17 protein-coding genes are annotated in these 16,099 nt (G+C 66.4%); 12 read left to right on the plus strand and 5 right to left on the minus strand.

Going from position 1 to position 16,099, the window contains the following annotated elements; genetic code table 11:
• Positions 1-29: 29 nt before the first annotated feature.
• Positions 30-950 (plus strand): LysR family transcriptional regulator, encoded by a 921-nt coding sequence (locus AC3FNH_RS04420; RefSeq protein WP_488719252.1) that lies wholly within the window; start codon positions 30-32, stop codon positions 948-950.
• On the opposite strand, the gene AC3FNH_RS04425 is transcribed toward AC3FNH_RS04420, so the two are convergent.
• Complete coding sequence (locus AC3FNH_RS04425) at positions 943-1,080, minus strand: hypothetical protein (protein WP_488719194.1); 138 nt, start codon at positions 1,078-1,080, stop codon at positions 943-945. The genes AC3FNH_RS04420 and AC3FNH_RS04425 overlap by 8 nt on opposite strands.
• A gap of 56 nt (positions 1,081-1,136) precedes the next feature.
• Here AC3FNH_RS04425 and AC3FNH_RS04430 point away from each other — a divergent pair, with 56 nt between their 5' ends.
• Positions 1,137-1,418: a hypothetical protein gene (locus AC3FNH_RS04430; RefSeq protein ID WP_488719195.1), complete on the plus strand. Its 282-nt coding sequence runs from the start codon at positions 1,137-1,139 to the stop codon at positions 1,416-1,418.
• 461 nt (positions 1,419-1,879) lie between these two features.
• Here AC3FNH_RS04430 and AC3FNH_RS04435 read toward each other — a convergent pair whose 3' ends face one another.
• The gene (locus AC3FNH_RS04435; RefSeq protein ID WP_488719196.1) at positions 1,880-2,782 is read right to left on the minus strand and encodes a LysR substrate-binding domain-containing protein; all 903 of its coding nucleotides are present in this window, start codon (positions 2,780-2,782) and stop codon (positions 1,880-1,882) included.
• 131 nt (positions 2,783-2,913) lie between these two features.
• Here AC3FNH_RS04435 and AC3FNH_RS04440 point away from each other — a divergent pair, with 131 nt between their 5' ends.
• From AC3FNH_RS04440 to AC3FNH_RS04450, 3 genes are all read left to right on the plus strand, one after another.
• Positions 2,914-3,900 (plus strand): tripartite tricarboxylate transporter substrate binding protein BugE, encoded by a 987-nt coding sequence (locus AC3FNH_RS04440; RefSeq protein ID WP_488719197.1) that lies wholly within the window; start codon positions 2,914-2,916, stop codon positions 3,898-3,900.
• A gap of 13 nt (positions 3,901-3,913) precedes the next feature.
• Positions 3,914-4,804, plus strand: a complete 891-nt coding sequence (locus AC3FNH_RS04445; protein ID WP_276097904.1) for an N-formylglutamate amidohydrolase — start codon at positions 3,914-3,916, stop codon at positions 4,802-4,804.
• 204 nt (positions 4,805-5,008) lie between these two features.
• Positions 5,009-5,800 (plus strand): BspC domain-containing protein, encoded by a 792-nt coding sequence (locus tag AC3FNH_RS04450; protein WP_488719198.1) that lies wholly within the window; start codon positions 5,009-5,011, stop codon positions 5,798-5,800.
• Positions 5,801-5,870: 70 nt separating this feature from the next.
• Here AC3FNH_RS04450 and AC3FNH_RS04455 read toward each other — a convergent pair whose 3' ends face one another.
• Positions 5,871-7,013 carry a M14 family metallopeptidase gene (locus tag AC3FNH_RS04455; RefSeq protein WP_488719199.1) on the minus strand — a complete coding sequence of 381 codons (1,143 nt, stop codon included), beginning with the start codon at positions 7,011-7,013 and terminating at the stop codon, positions 5,871-5,873.
• A gap of 23 nt (positions 7,014-7,036) precedes the next feature.
• On the minus strand, positions 7,037-7,822 hold the full coding sequence (gene yaaA, locus AC3FNH_RS04460; protein WP_276097906.1) for a peroxide stress protein YaaA: 786 nt from the start codon (positions 7,820-7,822) through the stop codon (positions 7,037-7,039).
• A gap of 39 nt (positions 7,823-7,861) precedes the next feature.
• On the opposite strand from yaaA, the gene AC3FNH_RS04465 reads away from it, so the two are divergent.
• Positions 7,862-8,386: a putative toxin-antitoxin system toxin component, PIN family gene (locus AC3FNH_RS04465; RefSeq protein WP_276097907.1), complete on the plus strand. Its 525-nt coding sequence runs from the start codon at positions 7,862-7,864 to the stop codon at positions 8,384-8,386.
• A gap of 81 nt (positions 8,387-8,467) precedes the next feature.
• Positions 8,468-9,640: a pyridoxal phosphate-dependent aminotransferase gene (locus AC3FNH_RS04470; RefSeq protein ID WP_276097908.1), complete on the plus strand. Its 1,173-nt coding sequence runs from the start codon at positions 8,468-8,470 to the stop codon at positions 9,638-9,640.
• A 71-nt stretch (positions 9,641-9,711) separates the two neighbouring features.
• On the opposite strand, the gene AC3FNH_RS04475 is transcribed toward AC3FNH_RS04470, so the two are convergent.
• Positions 9,712-10,353: a glutathione S-transferase gene (locus AC3FNH_RS04475; protein ID WP_488719200.1), complete on the minus strand. Its 642-nt coding sequence runs from the start codon at positions 10,351-10,353 to the stop codon at positions 9,712-9,714.
• 184 nt (positions 10,354-10,537) lie between these two features.
• Between AC3FNH_RS04475 and AC3FNH_RS04480 the strand changes: the two genes are divergently transcribed.
• From AC3FNH_RS04480 to AC3FNH_RS04500, 5 genes are all read left to right on the plus strand, one after another.
• Positions 10,538-12,061 carry a 3-hydroxyacyl-CoA dehydrogenase gene (locus tag AC3FNH_RS04480; RefSeq protein WP_488719201.1) on the plus strand — a complete coding sequence of 508 codons (1,524 nt, stop codon included), beginning with the start codon at positions 10,538-10,540 and terminating at the stop codon, positions 12,059-12,061.
• Between the two features lie 42 nt (positions 12,062-12,103).
• Positions 12,104-12,883, plus strand: coding sequence for an oxepin-CoA hydrolase, alternative type (locus tag AC3FNH_RS04485; protein WP_276097911.1), 780 nt, complete (start codon positions 12,104-12,106; stop codon positions 12,881-12,883).
• Positions 12,884-12,968: 85 nt separating this feature from the next.
• The gene (locus tag AC3FNH_RS04490) at positions 12,969-13,694 is read left to right on the plus strand and encodes a histidine phosphatase family protein (RefSeq protein ID WP_488719202.1); all 726 of its coding nucleotides are present in this window, start codon (positions 12,969-12,971) and stop codon (positions 13,692-13,694) included.
• Between the two features lie 62 nt (positions 13,695-13,756).
• The gene (locus tag AC3FNH_RS04495; RefSeq protein ID WP_276097913.1) at positions 13,757-14,833 is read left to right on the plus strand and encodes a phosphotransferase; all 1,077 of its coding nucleotides are present in this window, start codon (positions 13,757-13,759) and stop codon (positions 14,831-14,833) included.
• Positions 14,834-15,054: 221 nt separating this feature from the next.
• Entirely contained in the window at positions 15,055-16,056 is a 1,002-nt protein-coding gene (locus AC3FNH_RS04500) for a Bug family tripartite tricarboxylate transporter substrate binding protein (protein WP_488719203.1), read from the plus strand.
• The last annotated feature ends 43 nt before the right edge of the window (positions 16,057-16,099 follow it).

Below are 16,099 nucleotides of genomic sequence, written 5' to 3' on the forward strand. Positions count from 1 at the left end.
TGTTCTGCATGCCCATGGAGATCCGTGCCGTGACGCTTGACCTGCGCCAGCTGGGCGCCTTCCTGGCCGTCTGCGAGCACGGCAGCCTGGGGCGCGCCTCCGCGCACCTGAACATCACGCAGCCGGCGTTGAGCCGGACCATCCAGCGACTGGAAGCCCAGTTGGGCGCGCCGCTGTTCGAGCGATACGCCACCGGCATGGTGCTGACCGCCTACGGCGAGGCGCTGCTGCCGCACGCGACCCTGCTGAGCCGCGAGGCCGAGCATGCCGCCGAGGCAATCCAGGCGCTGCGCGGCCTGGCGCGCGGCACGATCCGGGTGGGCGCGGTGGCCAGCGTGGCAAGCATGGTGTTGCCGCAAGCCATCGAGCGGGTGCTGGCGCGCTGGCCCAACCTGCGCGTGCGCATCGTGGAAGGCGTGGGCGACTTCCTGGCCGATGCCCTGGTCCGGCATGACATCGACCTGGCCATTGGCATCGCCTTGCCCGAGAACGAAGAAATCTGCGTGGTCAGCGATGTGGGCTGGCGCGACCGCAGCTACGTGGTTGCCGCCGCGAGTCATCCGCTGATGCGCTCCGGCCCGCTGTCGCTGGCCGACACTGCCGGCCACAAATGGGTGATGCCGCCGCGCGGAACGGCACCGTTCGAAGAATTGCAGCGGCTGTTCGCCAGCGCCGGCCTGGCCACGCCCGACATCGTGGCCGAAACGCGCTCGATCATCGCGCTGAAGAGCCTGGTCATGCACGCCGGCTTCCTGTGCTGGATGGCAGAGCCAATGTATGACGCGGAGCAACGGGCAGGGCTGATGCGGCCACTGCCGATACCGGGCGCCAATGCGCCGCGACGGCTGTCGGTGTACAAGCGCCGGCAGGGCATCCTGCCAGGACCGGCACTCAAGTTGCTGGAACTGCTGCGTGAAGTGACCGCCGGCGACTATTCTCCTTTCAACTGATGATCCGGCCGCCGTTGCCGATCATCGCGACTTCCACGTAGTCGGGAGCGCGGTGCCGGTTGCGGTCGTGGTGCACGCGCAGGCCGCCAAAATTGCGCTTGCCGAACGCCTCCAGCTTGCTGATGAACACCAGGACAACACCATGGGCAAGGCAGCGGACCGTGCCCGGACTGGTGAGCGATCAGGATGTCCGCCACCGTCTTCGGTGCGGAGAACAGCAGCGTGGTCTGCGCCCTGGAGGCCTGCAGCCTGGCCACCATTGCGGGAATGTCCCCCCCCTCGGCACTGTGCGGCACCGATCAGCGGCAGCGCCGCGAGCGTATTGGCGGTGCCTGCCATGCCGACCAGGCCAAAGACGTCGTCGTGCAGAAAGGCCTGCACATTGGCAACCGCTTTCTCCGCCACATAGGTCCAGCATGCGACCACGATCGGGCTGAAGCAGGTCGCCGTGGTGTTCCATGCGCGTGACTTCGTCGACATAGCTGGCACGGGTGTGGAACAACGGCGCTGAATCCCGGCGCACATTGGGCGCGCCGGTGAATGCGCCCACAACCGGGAGCCTGTGCTGCTCGAGTTGTCCTCCCGCCGTTTCACCACCAGCCTGCGGCCATTGACGCCGCCCTTCGCGTTGACGTGGTCGAAGTACGCGAGCAAGCCGTCGGTATAGCTGCGGGACGCGGCGCCCCACACGCTGTCAAGGCTGATGCTCTGGCCGAATACGATCCGACCCGCGTAGACACCCGGCGTCCCGGCCATGGCGCTGCGTGCCATGAATGTCGCACCACCGAGCGCGGCCGATGCGCGCACAAACTGCCTGCGATCCACGATTGCCCCCATTCTGTCCCGTTGTGCCCGGGGAGTGTCAGCGACCGGTCCGGTACGCGAGTATGGCGGCAAACCCTGTCTGTTGCGGCCGCGCGGCAACAAAGTCAGGCGCGCGTATCGGTGCCCTCCATCAGCCATGCGCGAAAGGTCTGCAGCGCTGGCAGATGCTGCTTGTGCTCGGGATAGCACAGGTAATAGCCCTTGTTGCTGAGCACGCGCGCCGGATGCGCAACCACGAGCCCGCCGTTGGCCAGCTCTTCCTCGATCAGGCAGCGTGGAATCAGCGCAATGCCAAGCCCCGACAATGCCGCCTGCGTGAGCAGCGAGAACTGGTCGAAGCGCGCTCCGGCCCATGCCTCGCGCGTGGGCACGCCAAGTTCCGCAAACCAGTCCGGCCAGGCCTCCGGCACCGTCGTGTGGTGCAACAGCGGAAACCGCAGCAATTCCTCTGGCGATCCCAGCGGGCCGTGCGCAGGTCCGCCAAGCAAGCCGGGCCGGCACACAGGCACGATTTCGCGGCCAATCATGTAGTCCGCCACGCTGCCCGGCCACACGCCTACGCCGAAGCGGATGGCCGCGTCCAGCTCGGGCTCGGCAAATACGTAGCCCTGTGCGTGCGGGATGAACTCCAGCTTCACCTGCGGGTGACGTGCAAAGAATTGGGGCAGCCGCGGGATCAGCCACTTGGCGCCGAGCGTGGGCATGCTCGCGATATGGAGGACTCCAGCCTGCTGCTCGCGGCCCGCGGCCTCCACCGTGGCGGCTTCGATTTCATCCAGCGTCGGCCGGATGCGTTCCAGGTAGCGCGCCCCCGCCGGGGTCAGCTCCAGCCGCTGACGCACCCGCTCAAACAATTCCACGCCGAGCAGCGATTCCAGGCTGCGCACCTGCTTGCTGACCGCCCCCTGCGTCACGTGCAGGTCCCGGGCGGCAGCCGTAAAACTGTTGTGACGGGCAGCCGCCTCAAACGCCTGCAATTCGGTCATCGACGGCATCATACGCCGCATACATCACCTCGACTTCACGACCAAATGGAATGACCGTGCGATTTTATTTCGTTTGCCGCCACATTGCTGGCGCGAGCAGAATCGGGGAAACCGCTTTTCTCCCTCCGCTTAATTCCTGTCTCGCACAAACCATGCAACGTCGACAAGTCTTCCGCGTTCTCGTCGCGGCCTCGGCCGCCTTTGCCGCCGGCGCCACGCTGCCCGCCGCAGCCCAGACCAACTACCCGACCAAGCCGATCACGCTGGTAGTGCCATTCCCGGCGGGCGGTACGACCGATATCGTGGCGCGCATCGTCGCCGACAAGCTGGGCCAGCAGCTCGGCCAGGCCGTGGTGGTGGACAACCGAGGCGGTGCGGGCGGCAGCATCGGCACCGCCTACCTGGCCAAGGCCGCGCCGGACGGCTACACGCTTGGCATCGCCACGGCCTCGACGCATGGCATCAATCCGGCCGTGTACCCGCGCCTGTCCTATGACGCGACCAAGGATTTCACGACCATCACGAATCTGGCATCCGTGCCTAACGTGATGAGCATCCACCCGTCCGTGAAAGCCACCGACATGAAGTCGTTCATCGCACTGGCGCACGCGCAACCCAACAAGCTGGCCTATGGCTCGGCCGGCAATGGCAGCGTATCGCACATGATGGGCGAGCTGTTCAAGATGAGCAGCAAGACCGAACTGCTGCACGTGCCGTACAAGGGCGTCGGCCCGGCGCTGAACGACGCGCTGGCCGGCCAGGTCCAGGTGCTGTTCGACAACCTGCCGTCGTCGCTGCCGTTCATCGAAAGCGGCAAGCTGCGCGCGCTGGCCGTGGCCGCGCCCAAGCGCGTCGCTGCGCTGCCCAATGTGCCGACCTTCGCCGAGCTGGGCCTGCCCGAGGTCAACGACGCCGCATGGTTCGGCCTGATCGCCCCGGCGAACCTGCCGGCCGAGCTGCAGAGCAAGCTGAACGCGGCCGCCATCAAGGTGCTGGCATTGCCCGAGGTGAAGGCTAAACTGGAAAAGCTGGGCGCCACGCCGGTGGGCAACTCGCCTGCGCAGTTTGCCGCGCAGATCAAGAGCGAAGTGGCCAAGAACAAGCGCGTGGCCGCCGCGGCCAAGATCTCCCTCGACTGATTGCCGCAGCACCATGACCGAAGCAGACCGAAAGAGCGCGGACAGTCCGTACCAGCTGTACCAGCCGGAAGGCCCGGTGAGCGCGCTGTTCCTTGACTCGCCGCACAGCGCCACCGTCTACCCCACGGACTTCCGCCCGGATGCCAGCCTGCCCCTGCCGCTGCTGCGGCAGGCCGAAGACACCTTCGTCGACGAGCTCTACGCGGGCGCCCCGGCACGCGGCATTCCGCTGCTGTGCGCGGGCTTCCCGCGCAGCTACCTCGACGCCAACCGCGCGCTCGAGGAGATCGACGAAGCCCTGCTCGACGCACCGTGGCCCGGCGCCAGGCAGGAAACGGCCAAGACCCGTCTCGGCAAGGGCCTGGTCTGGCGCGTGCTCGACACCGGCGAAGCGATCTATGACCGCAAGCTGAGCGTGGAAGAAGTGCAGTCGCGCATCAACCGCTACTACCTGCCGTACTACGCGCAACTGCAGAAGCTGGCCGATCATGCCGTTTCCGAACATGGTGCAGCCTGGCACATCAACTGCCATTCGATGCCCAGCCAGGCAGCGCAATACGCCACCGAGTTCCCGGGGCTTCAACACCCCGATTTCGTCGTCGGCGACCGCGACGGGACCACTTGCGACAAGCGCTTCACCGACCGTGTCGAAGGCGTGCTCAAGGACATGGGCTATGACGTCTGGCGTAACCACCCGTACAAGGGCGTGGAAATCGTGCGCGTGGTGGGACAGCCGCAGACCGGCCGCCACAGCCTGCAGCTCGAGATCAACCGCAAGCTCTATATGGACGAAACAGGCCTGACCCACACGGCCGGCTTTGCCAAGCTGCGGCACAACCTGAACGCCATGCTCGACGACCTGCTGAAGTTCACGCGGTCCATGCCCGCTCGCGCGCTGCGCTGAGCCGCGGCGCAAGATTCCCGGATGCAGCACGCTGCATCCGGGTTCATCTCGGTTGCACAACACACTGGCTTTCTGATAAAGCGACACGATTATTGGTGCGCAACAAGAATGGGTAACAAAGTTTAGGAACTTTGCAAGATAGGTTTCCTCTATCATGGCAATCCTTTGCGAACCCACGCTTGCCGGAATGGCAAGACAGACACCGTGATCCGACGAATTTCCAAACTGATCGGCAGCCGCCTCAGCATGCTGGCTGCCGCAGTCACCGGTGCGTTGATGCTGGCGGGCTGCGCCAACATGCCGGCTGAGGGCACCGATGCCTCCGGCCAGTCCGCGGCCGCTGCCGCCGCACCCGCCCGCCCTGCTGCCGCGCCCGTTGCCCCGGCAGCGCCCGCCACCGAACCGACCAAGACCATCACCCTGCCCGACCGCGGCCGCGTCAGCCTTGCCGAATACCGCGCGAAGATGCGCGAGGAGCTGATGAAGACCGAGAGCGCCACCAGCGACGTCGCCGACTGCGCTGCCCACGCCAGCTGGGTCGTGCCGCGCTCGGCCGCCTACGATGCGCTCAAGATCCCCACTGGCGCGCTCGCCAGCGGCCAGGCCACGGTGGAACCGTGGAGCGGCCGCTTCTCGCAGGGCAAGCAGGCCGTGCCGGTCAACTCCGTGGTGACATTCTCCGCGCTGGCCCACAAGCGCCGCGGCGAAGAACCATGGCAGCAGGTCAGGGTCCGTTGCGGCTACGACGACGGCATGATGCTGGCCTATGAACTGCTGGACAGCAGCGGCGCCACCCTCTCGGAACCCGCGGCTGCGCCGGCGGTGCCGACTTCCAGCCATGCTTCGTCCGGCAAGAGCCGCAAGGGCGCAAAGGGCAGCAAGTCCAAGGGCTCGTCAACGGCGTCGGCAAAGAGCACTTCGTCGGGCAAGTCTTCGGCGAAGGCGACCTCTTCGTCCAAGTCGTCCACCAAGAGCACAAGCAAGAAAAAGCAGTAACCGACTGCGGCAAGCCCATGCAAAAGGCCCGCCATGCCGGCGGGCCTTTGTCGCTCACTGCGGCACGGTCTCAGCTCAGAAAATCGAGGATCGCCTCCAGCATCGCAGTGCCCAGCAGCGCGCTGCGCGCGCCGTTCCAGCCCACCATGGCATCAGGCAGGTCGGCATTGTCCTTGAACGGCATTTCCAGCGTCAGCGACAGGCAGCCGAAGGTGTGGCCGATGTACTTCGACGCGAGCTTGAGCGCGTCTGCGTTGTACTTGCTGGCCGCATAGCCGTGCACGTCCTGGAAGTCGGGCGTGACGCGCTTGAAGGCCTCGATGAAACGCGCCTGCTCGTCGCGCTGCTTCTCGGTGAAGCTCGGCAGCATCTCGCTGCCGGCGACGAAGTTGTAGGGCAGGCCCTCGTCGCCGTGGATGTCGAAGAACAGGTCGCAGCCGGTGGCCTCGATCGCACGGCGCACATGCCAGACCTCGGGGCTCGTGTCCGGGCTCGGCGTCATCCATTCGCGGTTCAGGTTGGCGCCCGCGGCATTGGTGCGCAGGTTGCCGCGCGCCGAGCCGTCCGGGTTCATGTTCGGCACGAGATGAAACACGGCTTGATCGAGCAAGCGACGCGCAATCGGATCGTGCGCCCACATTCCGGTGCCCGTCAGGCGCTGCAGCACGCCTTCGCAGAACCATTCGGCCATGCTTTCGCCCGGATGCTGGCGCGCGATCATCCAGATGGTCTTCTTGCCGGGACCCGGCTGGCCCACGGTGACGCGGGTCAGATCGCGGCCATCGACCGTGCTGCCAAGGTGCGACAGCTTCGCCAGCGGCGAGCGCTGGCACGTTGCCAGCAGCGACAGGTGGCGCTCTTCCGGATAGGGCTCGAAGTACGCCAGCCATACGCTGTCGTGCTCGGGCGTGAATTCGACGGTCAGCACCTGGCCGTCGTAGCGCGTCGGCACGCGGAACCAGTTGGCGCGGTCGTAGGATGCCACCGCGCGGTAATCACGCCAGCCGTCCGGATAGGTACAGTCGCCGGCGTTGAGGAACTGCAGCCGGCACGCCTGCCCCGCTGCGCCCTGCAGGCGGAAGTGGAACCACTGCCGGAAGTCCGCGTGCGAATCGGCGCGGATGCGCAGGCGGATGTCGTCGGCATGGTCGAGCGCTTCGACTTCGATCGCGCCGGAATCAAAGTGGGTCGAGATGTGCAGGCCTGAGGTCATGGCGGGCAGTTCCATAGAGGGATTCAGTCTTCGAGGCGGCGGCGGAAAATCCAGCGGCCGTCGTCCGACGCGGCGGCATCGAACGCATAGCCGTCCTCGGCAAAGCGCTTGAGCGCGGCCGGTTCCGTGACGCGATGCGTGACCGCATAGCGGGCCATGGTGCCGCGTGCGCGCTTGGCGTGGAAGGAAATGATCTTGTAGCGGCCGCCCTTCCAGTCCTCGAACACCGGCGTGATGATGCGCGCATTCAGCACCTTGGGGCGCACCACCTTGAAATACTCTTCCGATGCCAGGTTGACCAGCGTGGGCGCGCCCTCGTGCTTGAGCCCGGCCATGTCGCCGTTGAGCATCTGCGTGACATCGTCGCCCCAGAACGCGTAGAGGTCCTTGCCCGCGGCCGTATCGAGGCGCGTGCCCATCTCGAGGCGGTAGGGCTGCATCCAGTCCAGCGGGCGCAGCACGCCGTACAGGCCCGACAGGATGCGCACATGCTTCTGCGCGAAGCCCAGGTCATCGGCCGACAGGCTCTTCGCATCGAAGCCGTCGTAGACGTCGCCGTTGAAGGCCAGCACCGCCTGCTTGCTGTTGGCGGCGGAAAATGTCTCCGACCAGTCCGCGTAACGCGTGACATTGAGCACCGCAAGCTTGTCGGAAATGTCCATCAGCGCGCCGACATCCTGCGGCGCGAGCTTGCGCAGGCGCTCGATCAGCATGGCCGAGCGGTCGATGAAACGCGGCAGCGTATGGGTCTTGATGCGCGCGGGCGTCTCGTAGTCCAGGGACTTGGCGGGAGACAGGACGATCAGCATGGCAAAATTGCGGGAAACACAAAGCCAAGATTGTAGCGAATGACCAACCCGACTTCCGGCGACACTTCCGCATCCTGCCCCGCCGACATCACATCCGCCGCCGGTACTGCGCCGCGCGTGGTACTGGACTCCAATATCTGGGTCGACCTGCTGGTCTTCGACGACCCGCACGCCTCGCCGATCCGCGCCGCACTCGAGGCCGGCACGATTGCCCCGGTGATCCGCGCCGACTGCCGCGAAGAACTGCGCCGCGTGCTGGCCTACCCGCAATTCGCGCGCTTTGCCGTCGATATCGACGCGGCGCTGGCGATCGTGGACCGCTTCAGCACGCTCGAGCCGCTGCCCGCACGGGATGACGCCGACGCCATCCGGCTGCCGCGCTGCAAGGACACCGACGACCAGAAATTCATCGAACTCGCGCACTTCTCGCAGGCCGCCTGCCTGGTGTCGAAGGACAAGGCCGTGCTCAAGCTCAGGAGCCGCCTGCGCCGCTCCAGCGGCGTGGAAGTGATGACGCCGCCGGTGTTCGGCCAATGGCTGGCAGCGCTGCCCAGCGCAGCCTGAGCGCACCGAATCGCTTTAGAATTGCTGCTGCCGCCGCTCCGGCAAGCCTTTTTCCGCCATCCCACTCCAACGTCGCAGCCAATGTCCGCAGACTCCACCCTCGCCCCGCTGACTCCGCCCCTGTCGCGCCTGCCCTCGGTCGGCACCACGATCTTCACCGTGATGTCGGCGCTGGCGGCCGAGAAGAACGCCGTCAACCTCGGACAGGGTTTCCCGGATTTCGATTGCGACCCGCGCATCGTCGACGCCGTGACCCACGCCATGCGCGCCGGCCACAACCAGTACCCGCCGATGGCCGGCGTACCGCGCCTGCGCCAGGCGATCGCCGACAAGATCGCCACGCTGTACGGCCACCGCTATAGCTGGGAAAGCGAGATCACCGTCACGGCCGGCGCCACGCAAGGCATCCTCACCGCGATCCTGTGCGCGGTGCATCCCGGCGACGAGGTCATCGTGCTGGAGCCGTGCTATGACAGCTACCTGCCAGCGATCGAACTGGCCGGCGCGACCGCCGTGCCGGTCACGCTGGAAGCACCAGAGTTCCGCGTGCCTTTCGACCGCCTGGCCGCGGCCATCACGCCGCGCACGCGGATGATCCTCATCAACACGCCGCACAACCCGACCGGAACGATCTGGCGCGCCGCCGACATGGACAAGCTCGCGCAGCTGCTGGCCGGCACCGATATCCTGCTGCTGTCGGACGAGGTCTACGAACACATGGTCTACGACGGCCAGCCGCACGCCTCGGTCTCGCGCCATCCGGAACTGGCGCGGCGCAGCTTTGTGATTTCGAGCTTCGGCAAGACGTACCACGTGACCGGCTGGAAGGTTGGCTACGTGGCCGCGCCGGCGGCGCTGTCAGCGGAATTCCGCAAGGTGCACCAGTTCAATGTGTTCACCGTGAATACGCCGGTGCAGCATGGCCTTGCCGACTATATGGCTGATCCCGCACCGTACGTGGAGCTGCCGGCCTTCTACCAGGCCAAGCGCGACTACTTCCGCGCCGGGCTGGCCAACACGCGCTTCAAGCTGCTGCCGTCCGAAGGCACGTATTTCCAGTGCGTGGACTATTCCGCGATCTCCGACCTGAGCGAAGCGGACTTTTCCATGTGGCTGACGCGCGAGATCGGCGTGGCGGCGATCCCGGTTTCGGCCTTCTATTCGCAGCCACGCGAATCCGGCGTGGTGCGCTTCTGCTTCGCCAAGAAGGAAGAGACGCTGGCGCTCGCACTGGAGCGGCTGGCGAAGCTCTAGGATCGAGATCGCAGACACGGAAACGCCCGCGGCATGCCGCGGGCGTTTCGCTTGGCGCGAAGGGCCCGCGCTTACTTGTTCCGGCTCAGCATCAGCTCGGTGTTCGCCTTGCGGTCGGCATTGACCTTCTGCACCGAGGGGCGCTCCGACAGCGTCTTCAGGTAGTCCTTGACCGGCAGGTCAGCCAGCAGGTCCTTGCCGTAGATGATCTTGGTGCACGAGGACACCAGCGGCAGGTGGACCGCGGCGGCGCAATCGGCCAGCGTGAAGGTATCGCCCGCGATATAGGGCGAAAACTTCGCCAGCTTGGCAAACGCCGGGATGTAGCGCGTCAGCAGCTTCATCTGGCGCTCCTTCACGTTATCGCTGACCTTGCCGCCAAAGAACGCTTCCGGATACAGCTCGCGCACGGTCAGTTCCAGGTACAGCTCCAGGAAAGTGATGATCTCGCGCACCTTGCCGGCCTGCAGCGGATCGCGCGGCAGCAGCGGCGTCTGCGGATAGGCGGCTTCCAGATATTCGTTGATCACCTCCGACTCGCACAGCGAGCCCGATTCGGTGATCAGGTAGGGCACCTTGCCCGCTGGCGTCGCTGCCGGGTCAGTCTCGCCGATCCACGCCAGTACCTCCTCGAACGGCACATTCTTTTCCAGCAGTGCCAGCTTGACCTTGTTGTAGTAGTTGCTGGCGGCAAATCCGCACAGTTTCAGCATGTCGTCTCTCTCCTGTTGGAATCCACGCTTGCGGGCGCAAGCCCGCAGCGATTGTGGACCATCCCGGTCTTCTGGTGCCGCCGGACTGGCCGATCAGCGCACGCCGCCTGCCTTCCGGCCATTTCCGGAAAGATGCATAAAACGTACGATCGTGCTAATTTAACCACAACTTCAGGGACGCAATATGAGCACTTTCACCATCGAGACGCTTGGCATCGTGGGGACCGGCGCCATGGGCCGCGGCATCGCCCAGATCGCCGCGCAGGCTGGCCTGACCGTCAACCTGTACGACGCCAGCCCGCAAGCCGTGGAAGCGGCGCGCAAGTACCTGCAGGATACGCTCGGCAAGCTGGCCGAAAAAGGCAAGATCACGGCGGCTGCCGCCGAGGCCACGCTGGCCCGCGTGAAGCCATGCGGCGCCCTTGAGGAGCTGGCCGCCTGCGATATGGTGGTGGAAGCCATCGTCGAGAAGCTCGAGGTGAAGCGTGATCTCGTGGCCAGGCTGGAAGCCGTGCTGCGTCCTGACGCGATCATCGCCTCGAACACCTCGTCGCTGTCGATCACCGCGATCGCCGTCGGCGCGAAGGAGCCGGGCCGCATCGTTGGCTACCACTTCTTCAACCCGGTGCCGCTGATGAAGGTGGTCGAGGTGATCGACGGCCTGTCCGGCAACCCGGCCGTGGGCGATGCGCTGATGGCGCTGTCGCGCCGCATGGGCCACACGCCGGTGCGCTGCAAGGACATGCCCGGCTTCATCGTCAACCATGCCGGCCGCGGCATGAACATCGAAGGCATCAAGGTCGCGCAGGAAGGCGTGGCGGAGTTCGCCGACATCGACAACGTCATGCGCGAGCAGGCCGGCTTCCGCATGGGGCCGTTCGAGCTGATGGACCTGACCGGGCTCGATGTATCGCATCCGGTGATGGAGTCGATCTACAACCAGTTCTACCAGGAGCCACGCTACCGCCCGTCGCCGATCACGGCGATCCGCTCGGTCGGCGGCCTGGTCGGCCGCAAGGCCGGCGCCGGCTTCTACCGCTATGTCGATGGCCAGAAGCAGGTCCCGGCCATCGCCGCGGTCCCGCCGGCACGTCCGGCCAGCGTGTGGGTCAGCCGCGCCAGCGAACGCGGCCACGCCATGGTGACGAAGCTGCTCGGCGCGCTCGGCGTTACGCCCGAAAGCGGCGACCAGCCGTCGGCCGAGGCGCTGATCGTCGTCACGCCGCTGGGCCTGGACGCCACCACCACCGCGCTCCAGCAAGGTCTGGACGCCTCGCGCACGGTGGCCATCGACACCCTGCTGCCGTTCGAGGCCACCAAGCGCCGCACGCTGATGACCACGCCCGCCACCGGCGCCGCCGCGCGTGACGCCGCGCACGGCCTGTTCGCGAGCGACGGCGTGCCAGTCACAGTGATCCGCGACTCGGCCGGCTTCGTGGCCCAGCGCGTGCTCTGCTGCATCATCAACATCGCCAGCGATATCGCGCAGCAGCGCATTGCCTCGCCCGCGGACATCGACCTGGCCGTGAACCTGGGCCTCGGCTATCCGAAAGGCCCGCTGGCGCTGGGCGACGCTGTCGGTCCGCAACTGGTGCTGGAGACGCTGCGCAATATGGAAGCCCTGACTGGCGACATGCGCTACCGCCCGAGCCCGTGGCTATGGCGCCGCGCCGGCCTGCGCCTGTCGCTGCTGACCGAAGAGAACTGAGGAGCCTCGGCTCCCCTGCCCCCGCAACGCCCGAGGCCGCTCATGACCGCACAATTGCTTTCGTCCCGCGTCGATTCGACGCTGGTGCTGACCATCTCGAACCCGGAAGCGCGCAACGCGCTGCATCCGGACATCTACGCCGCCTCGTTCGAGGCGCTGAACGCGGCCGCCAACGATGATTCCCTGCGCGCCGTCATCATCACCGGCGCCGACGGCATCTTCTGCGCCGGCGGCAACCTGAACCGGTTGCTCGGCAACCGTTCGAAGCCGCCCGCGGTGCAGGCGGAAAGCATCGAGACGCTGAACCACTGGATCGAGACGCTGCACGCGTTTCCGAAGCCGGTCATTGCGGCGGTCGAAGGCGCGGCGGCCGGCGCGGGCTTCTCGGTGGTGCTGGCCTGCGACTTCGTCGTGGCCGCAAGCGACGCCAAATTCGTCATGGCCTACGTCAAGGTGGGCCTGACGCCCGACGGCGGCGGCTCGTACGAACTGGCGCGCGCGCTGCCGCGTGCGCTGGCCAGCGAACTGATGATGGAGGGCAAGCCGGTCGATGCCGCCAGGCTCTCGCAGTTCGGCCTGGTCAACCGCGTGGTGCCGCCGGGCCAGGCGCTGACCGAAGCGCTGCGCCTGGCCGAGGGCCTGGCCGAGCAGTCGCCGCACGCGGTCGGCCGCATCAAGGGCCTGATCAACCATGCGGCCACGGCCTCGCTGACCGAACACCTGGCGGCCGAGCGCGATAATTTCGTGGCCGCCCTGCACCACCCGGACGGCGGCGAAGGCATCAGCGCCTTCCTGGAAAAGCGCAAGCCGCGCTACCGCTGAACGCAGCCCTGAAAACCGCGGCGCTTCGCGGCGCCGCTGCAGCCAGCCCGCGCAAGACGGGCCTGCCCGACATTGGGAGACATGCATGGAATTGCCGCTTTCCTCGCGCCGCCGCATCTACCTGATGCGCCATGGCGCCGTCTCATACTTCGATGAAGGCGGCCGCCCGGCGCTGCCCGAGATGGTGCCGCTCAACGAGACCGGCCGCATGCAGGCCACCGCCGCCGGGCGCGCCTTCGCGGCCGAGAATATCCGCTTCGACCGTGTCATCGTCAGCGGCCTGCCGCGCACCGTGGAAACTGCGCAGCGCGTGCTGGCCGAACTGCCGGCGATGCAGGGCGTAGTGCCCGAGATCTGGCCGGAACTCCGCGAAATCCGCGGCGGCGACCTCTCGGCCATTGCGACCGAGGATCTGCGCGACGCCTTCGTCGGCGCCTTCGAAGGGGAAGTGCCCGAGCACAAGCGCTTCCTGAACGGGGAGACCGTAGGCGAGTTCCTGGACCGAGTCCTGCCGGCCCTGCAACGCCTGCGCGATCGGCCGGACTGGGATACGGTGCTGCTGGTCCTGCATGGCGCGACCAATCGCGCCATCCTGTCTCAGGCCATCACCTGCGGCCGGCGCGTATTCTTCGGCTCGCTGCTGCAGACCGCGGGTTGCATCAATGTGCTGGACATGGGCGACGATCCGCTCGACTGGGTCGTGCGCATGACCAACTACTCGCCGCCCACGCCGGTGCACAGCGGCACGCGCCACACCACGATGGAAGTCCTGCTGCACCAGTACCTGCGCGGACGGCAGCCCTCTTCCTGAACCGCCCCGGCTCGCACACCGATCTTCACACCCGATACCGTCAGAAAATCACCGGAGACAGCATGAGCAGCAACGTATCGCATTTCGAAGGCACGCGCCCCGTGGCGGACCAGCAGCGTTTCGATATCGCCGCGCTGGAAGCCTGGATGCGCCAGCATGTGGAAGGCTTTGCCGGCCCGCTGAGCGTGGAACAGTTCAAGGGCGGCCAGTCCAACCCGACCTTCAAGCTGGTCACCCCGGGCCAGACCTACGTGATGCGCGCCAAGCCCGGCCCCAAGAGCAAGCTGCTGCCGTCGGCCCACGCGATCGAGCGCGAATACCGCGTGATGGCCGCGCTGGCCGGCACCGACGTGCCGGTGGCGAAGATGTATGCGCTGTGCGAGGACGAATCGGTGATCGGCCGCGCCTTCTACATCATGGAATTCGTCAGCGGCCGCGTGCTGTGGGACCAGTCGCTGCCAGACATGACCCCGGCCGAACGCGCCGCCATCTACGACGAGATGAACCGCGTCATCGCCGCCATGCACAGCGTCGACTACCAGGCCATCGGCCTGGGCGACTACGGCAAGCCCGGCAACTACTTCCAGCGCCAGATCGAACGCTGGAGCAAGCAGTACAAGCTGTCTGAGACCGAATCCATCCCGGCCATGGATGCGCTGATGGACTGGCTGCCGCAGCATATCCCGCAGGAAGACGCCGACCTCACCTGCATCGTCCACGGCGACTACCGTCTCGACAACCTGATGTTCCACCCGACCGAGCCGCGCGTGCTGGCCGTGCTCGACTGGGAGCTGTCGACGCTGGGCCACCCGATGGCCGACTTCGGCTACCACTGCATGAGCTGGCATATCGCGCCGGGCCAGTTCCGCGGCATCGCGGGCCTGGACCATGCCGCGCTGGGCATCCCCGACGAGGCGACCTATCGCCGCCTGTACGAGCAGCGCACCGGCCGCCCCATTACCGGCGACTGGAACTTCTACCTCGCCTTCAGCATGTTCCGCATCGCCGGTATCCTGCAGGGCATCATGAAGCGCGTGGTCGACGGCACCGCGTCCTCGGCCCAGGCACTCGACGCCGGCAAGCGTGCGCGCCCGATGGCGGAGATGGGCTGGGAATACGCGAAGAAGGCGAAGCAGTAAGCTCCTTACCGGCGGACGCCCAGGGAATCCGCCACCCGCATCAGGTCATCAGACAACGGCGCGCCACGGCGCGCTGTTGTGTTTCCGGCTTGTACCCCGCCAGGCCATAGGGTTATGCAGGTGCCTCGGTATTTTCCCGGTGTCGAAATCGCGCAAAGCCGTCTACTATGCAACCCATGTTGTATGACGACTGATAATTAGGCGGTTCCCGGAGACATTGTATGACCTCTCGTCGCATTTTCCTGCAGCAGGCATCCAGCCTGGCCGCGCTGGGCGCCTTGGGAGGTGCATCCGTGGCGTTGCCGCGCCTCGCCCGCGCAGCCGATGCGTGGCCCAACCGCCCGGTCCGGCTGATCGTGCCCTATCCCGCCGGCGGCTCGTCGGACATCATCGCGCGCATGATCAGCAAGCAGCTCGGCGAGGCCCTCGGCCAGCCCATCGTGGTCGACAACCGCCCCGGCGCGAACGGCAATATCGGCGCGGCCATGGCCGCGCAGGCCGGCCCGGACAACCACACGCTGCTGCTGTGCGACGTGGGCGCGCTGGCCATCAGCCCGTCCGTCTATACGAAGCTCACCTTCAATCCGGCCAAGGACCTGAAGGGCGTGGCGATGCTCGCCTACTCGCCGCACCTGTTGGTCGTGCATCCGTCAGTCAAGGTGTCCAGCCTGAAGGAGCTGGTCGAGCTGTCCCAAAAGACGCAACTGAACTTCGCCGTCACGGCCATCGGCAGCGCACCGCACCTGGCCGGCGTGGCGGTGGCCCAGGCAACCGGCGCGAAGTGGCAGTACGTGCCCTACAAGGGCGGTTCGCAGGCGATTGCCGATACCGTCGGCGGCACGGCACAGGTACTGATGAATGGCATGCTGGCCACGCTGCCGCAGGTGCAAGCCGGCAAGCTCAAGCTGATCGCGGTGTCCAAGCGCACGCGCATGCCGCTGGTGGGCCAGACGCCGACCATCGCCGAACAGGGCGTGCCTGGCTTCGAATCGGGCACCTGGCAAGGCGTGATGGCGCCGGCCGGCATGCCCGACGCCATCGTGGCGCGCGTCAATGCCGAGCTGGTCCGCATCATCCGCTCGCCCGATATCCGCGCGCAGCTCGCCGGACAGGGTGCGGAAGTGGTGACCATGACGCCAGCGGAAACCAGCCGCTTCTACCAGACCGAGGAAGCGCGCTGGGCCAAGGTGGTCAAGGTTGCGGGCGTGAAGCTGGACGCCTGAGGGCGCCAGCGCGTTGAAGAAAGCCTGATAGAAATCAAGAAAG

This window comes from Cupriavidus sp. 22TCCZM01-5, assembly GCF_057798915.1.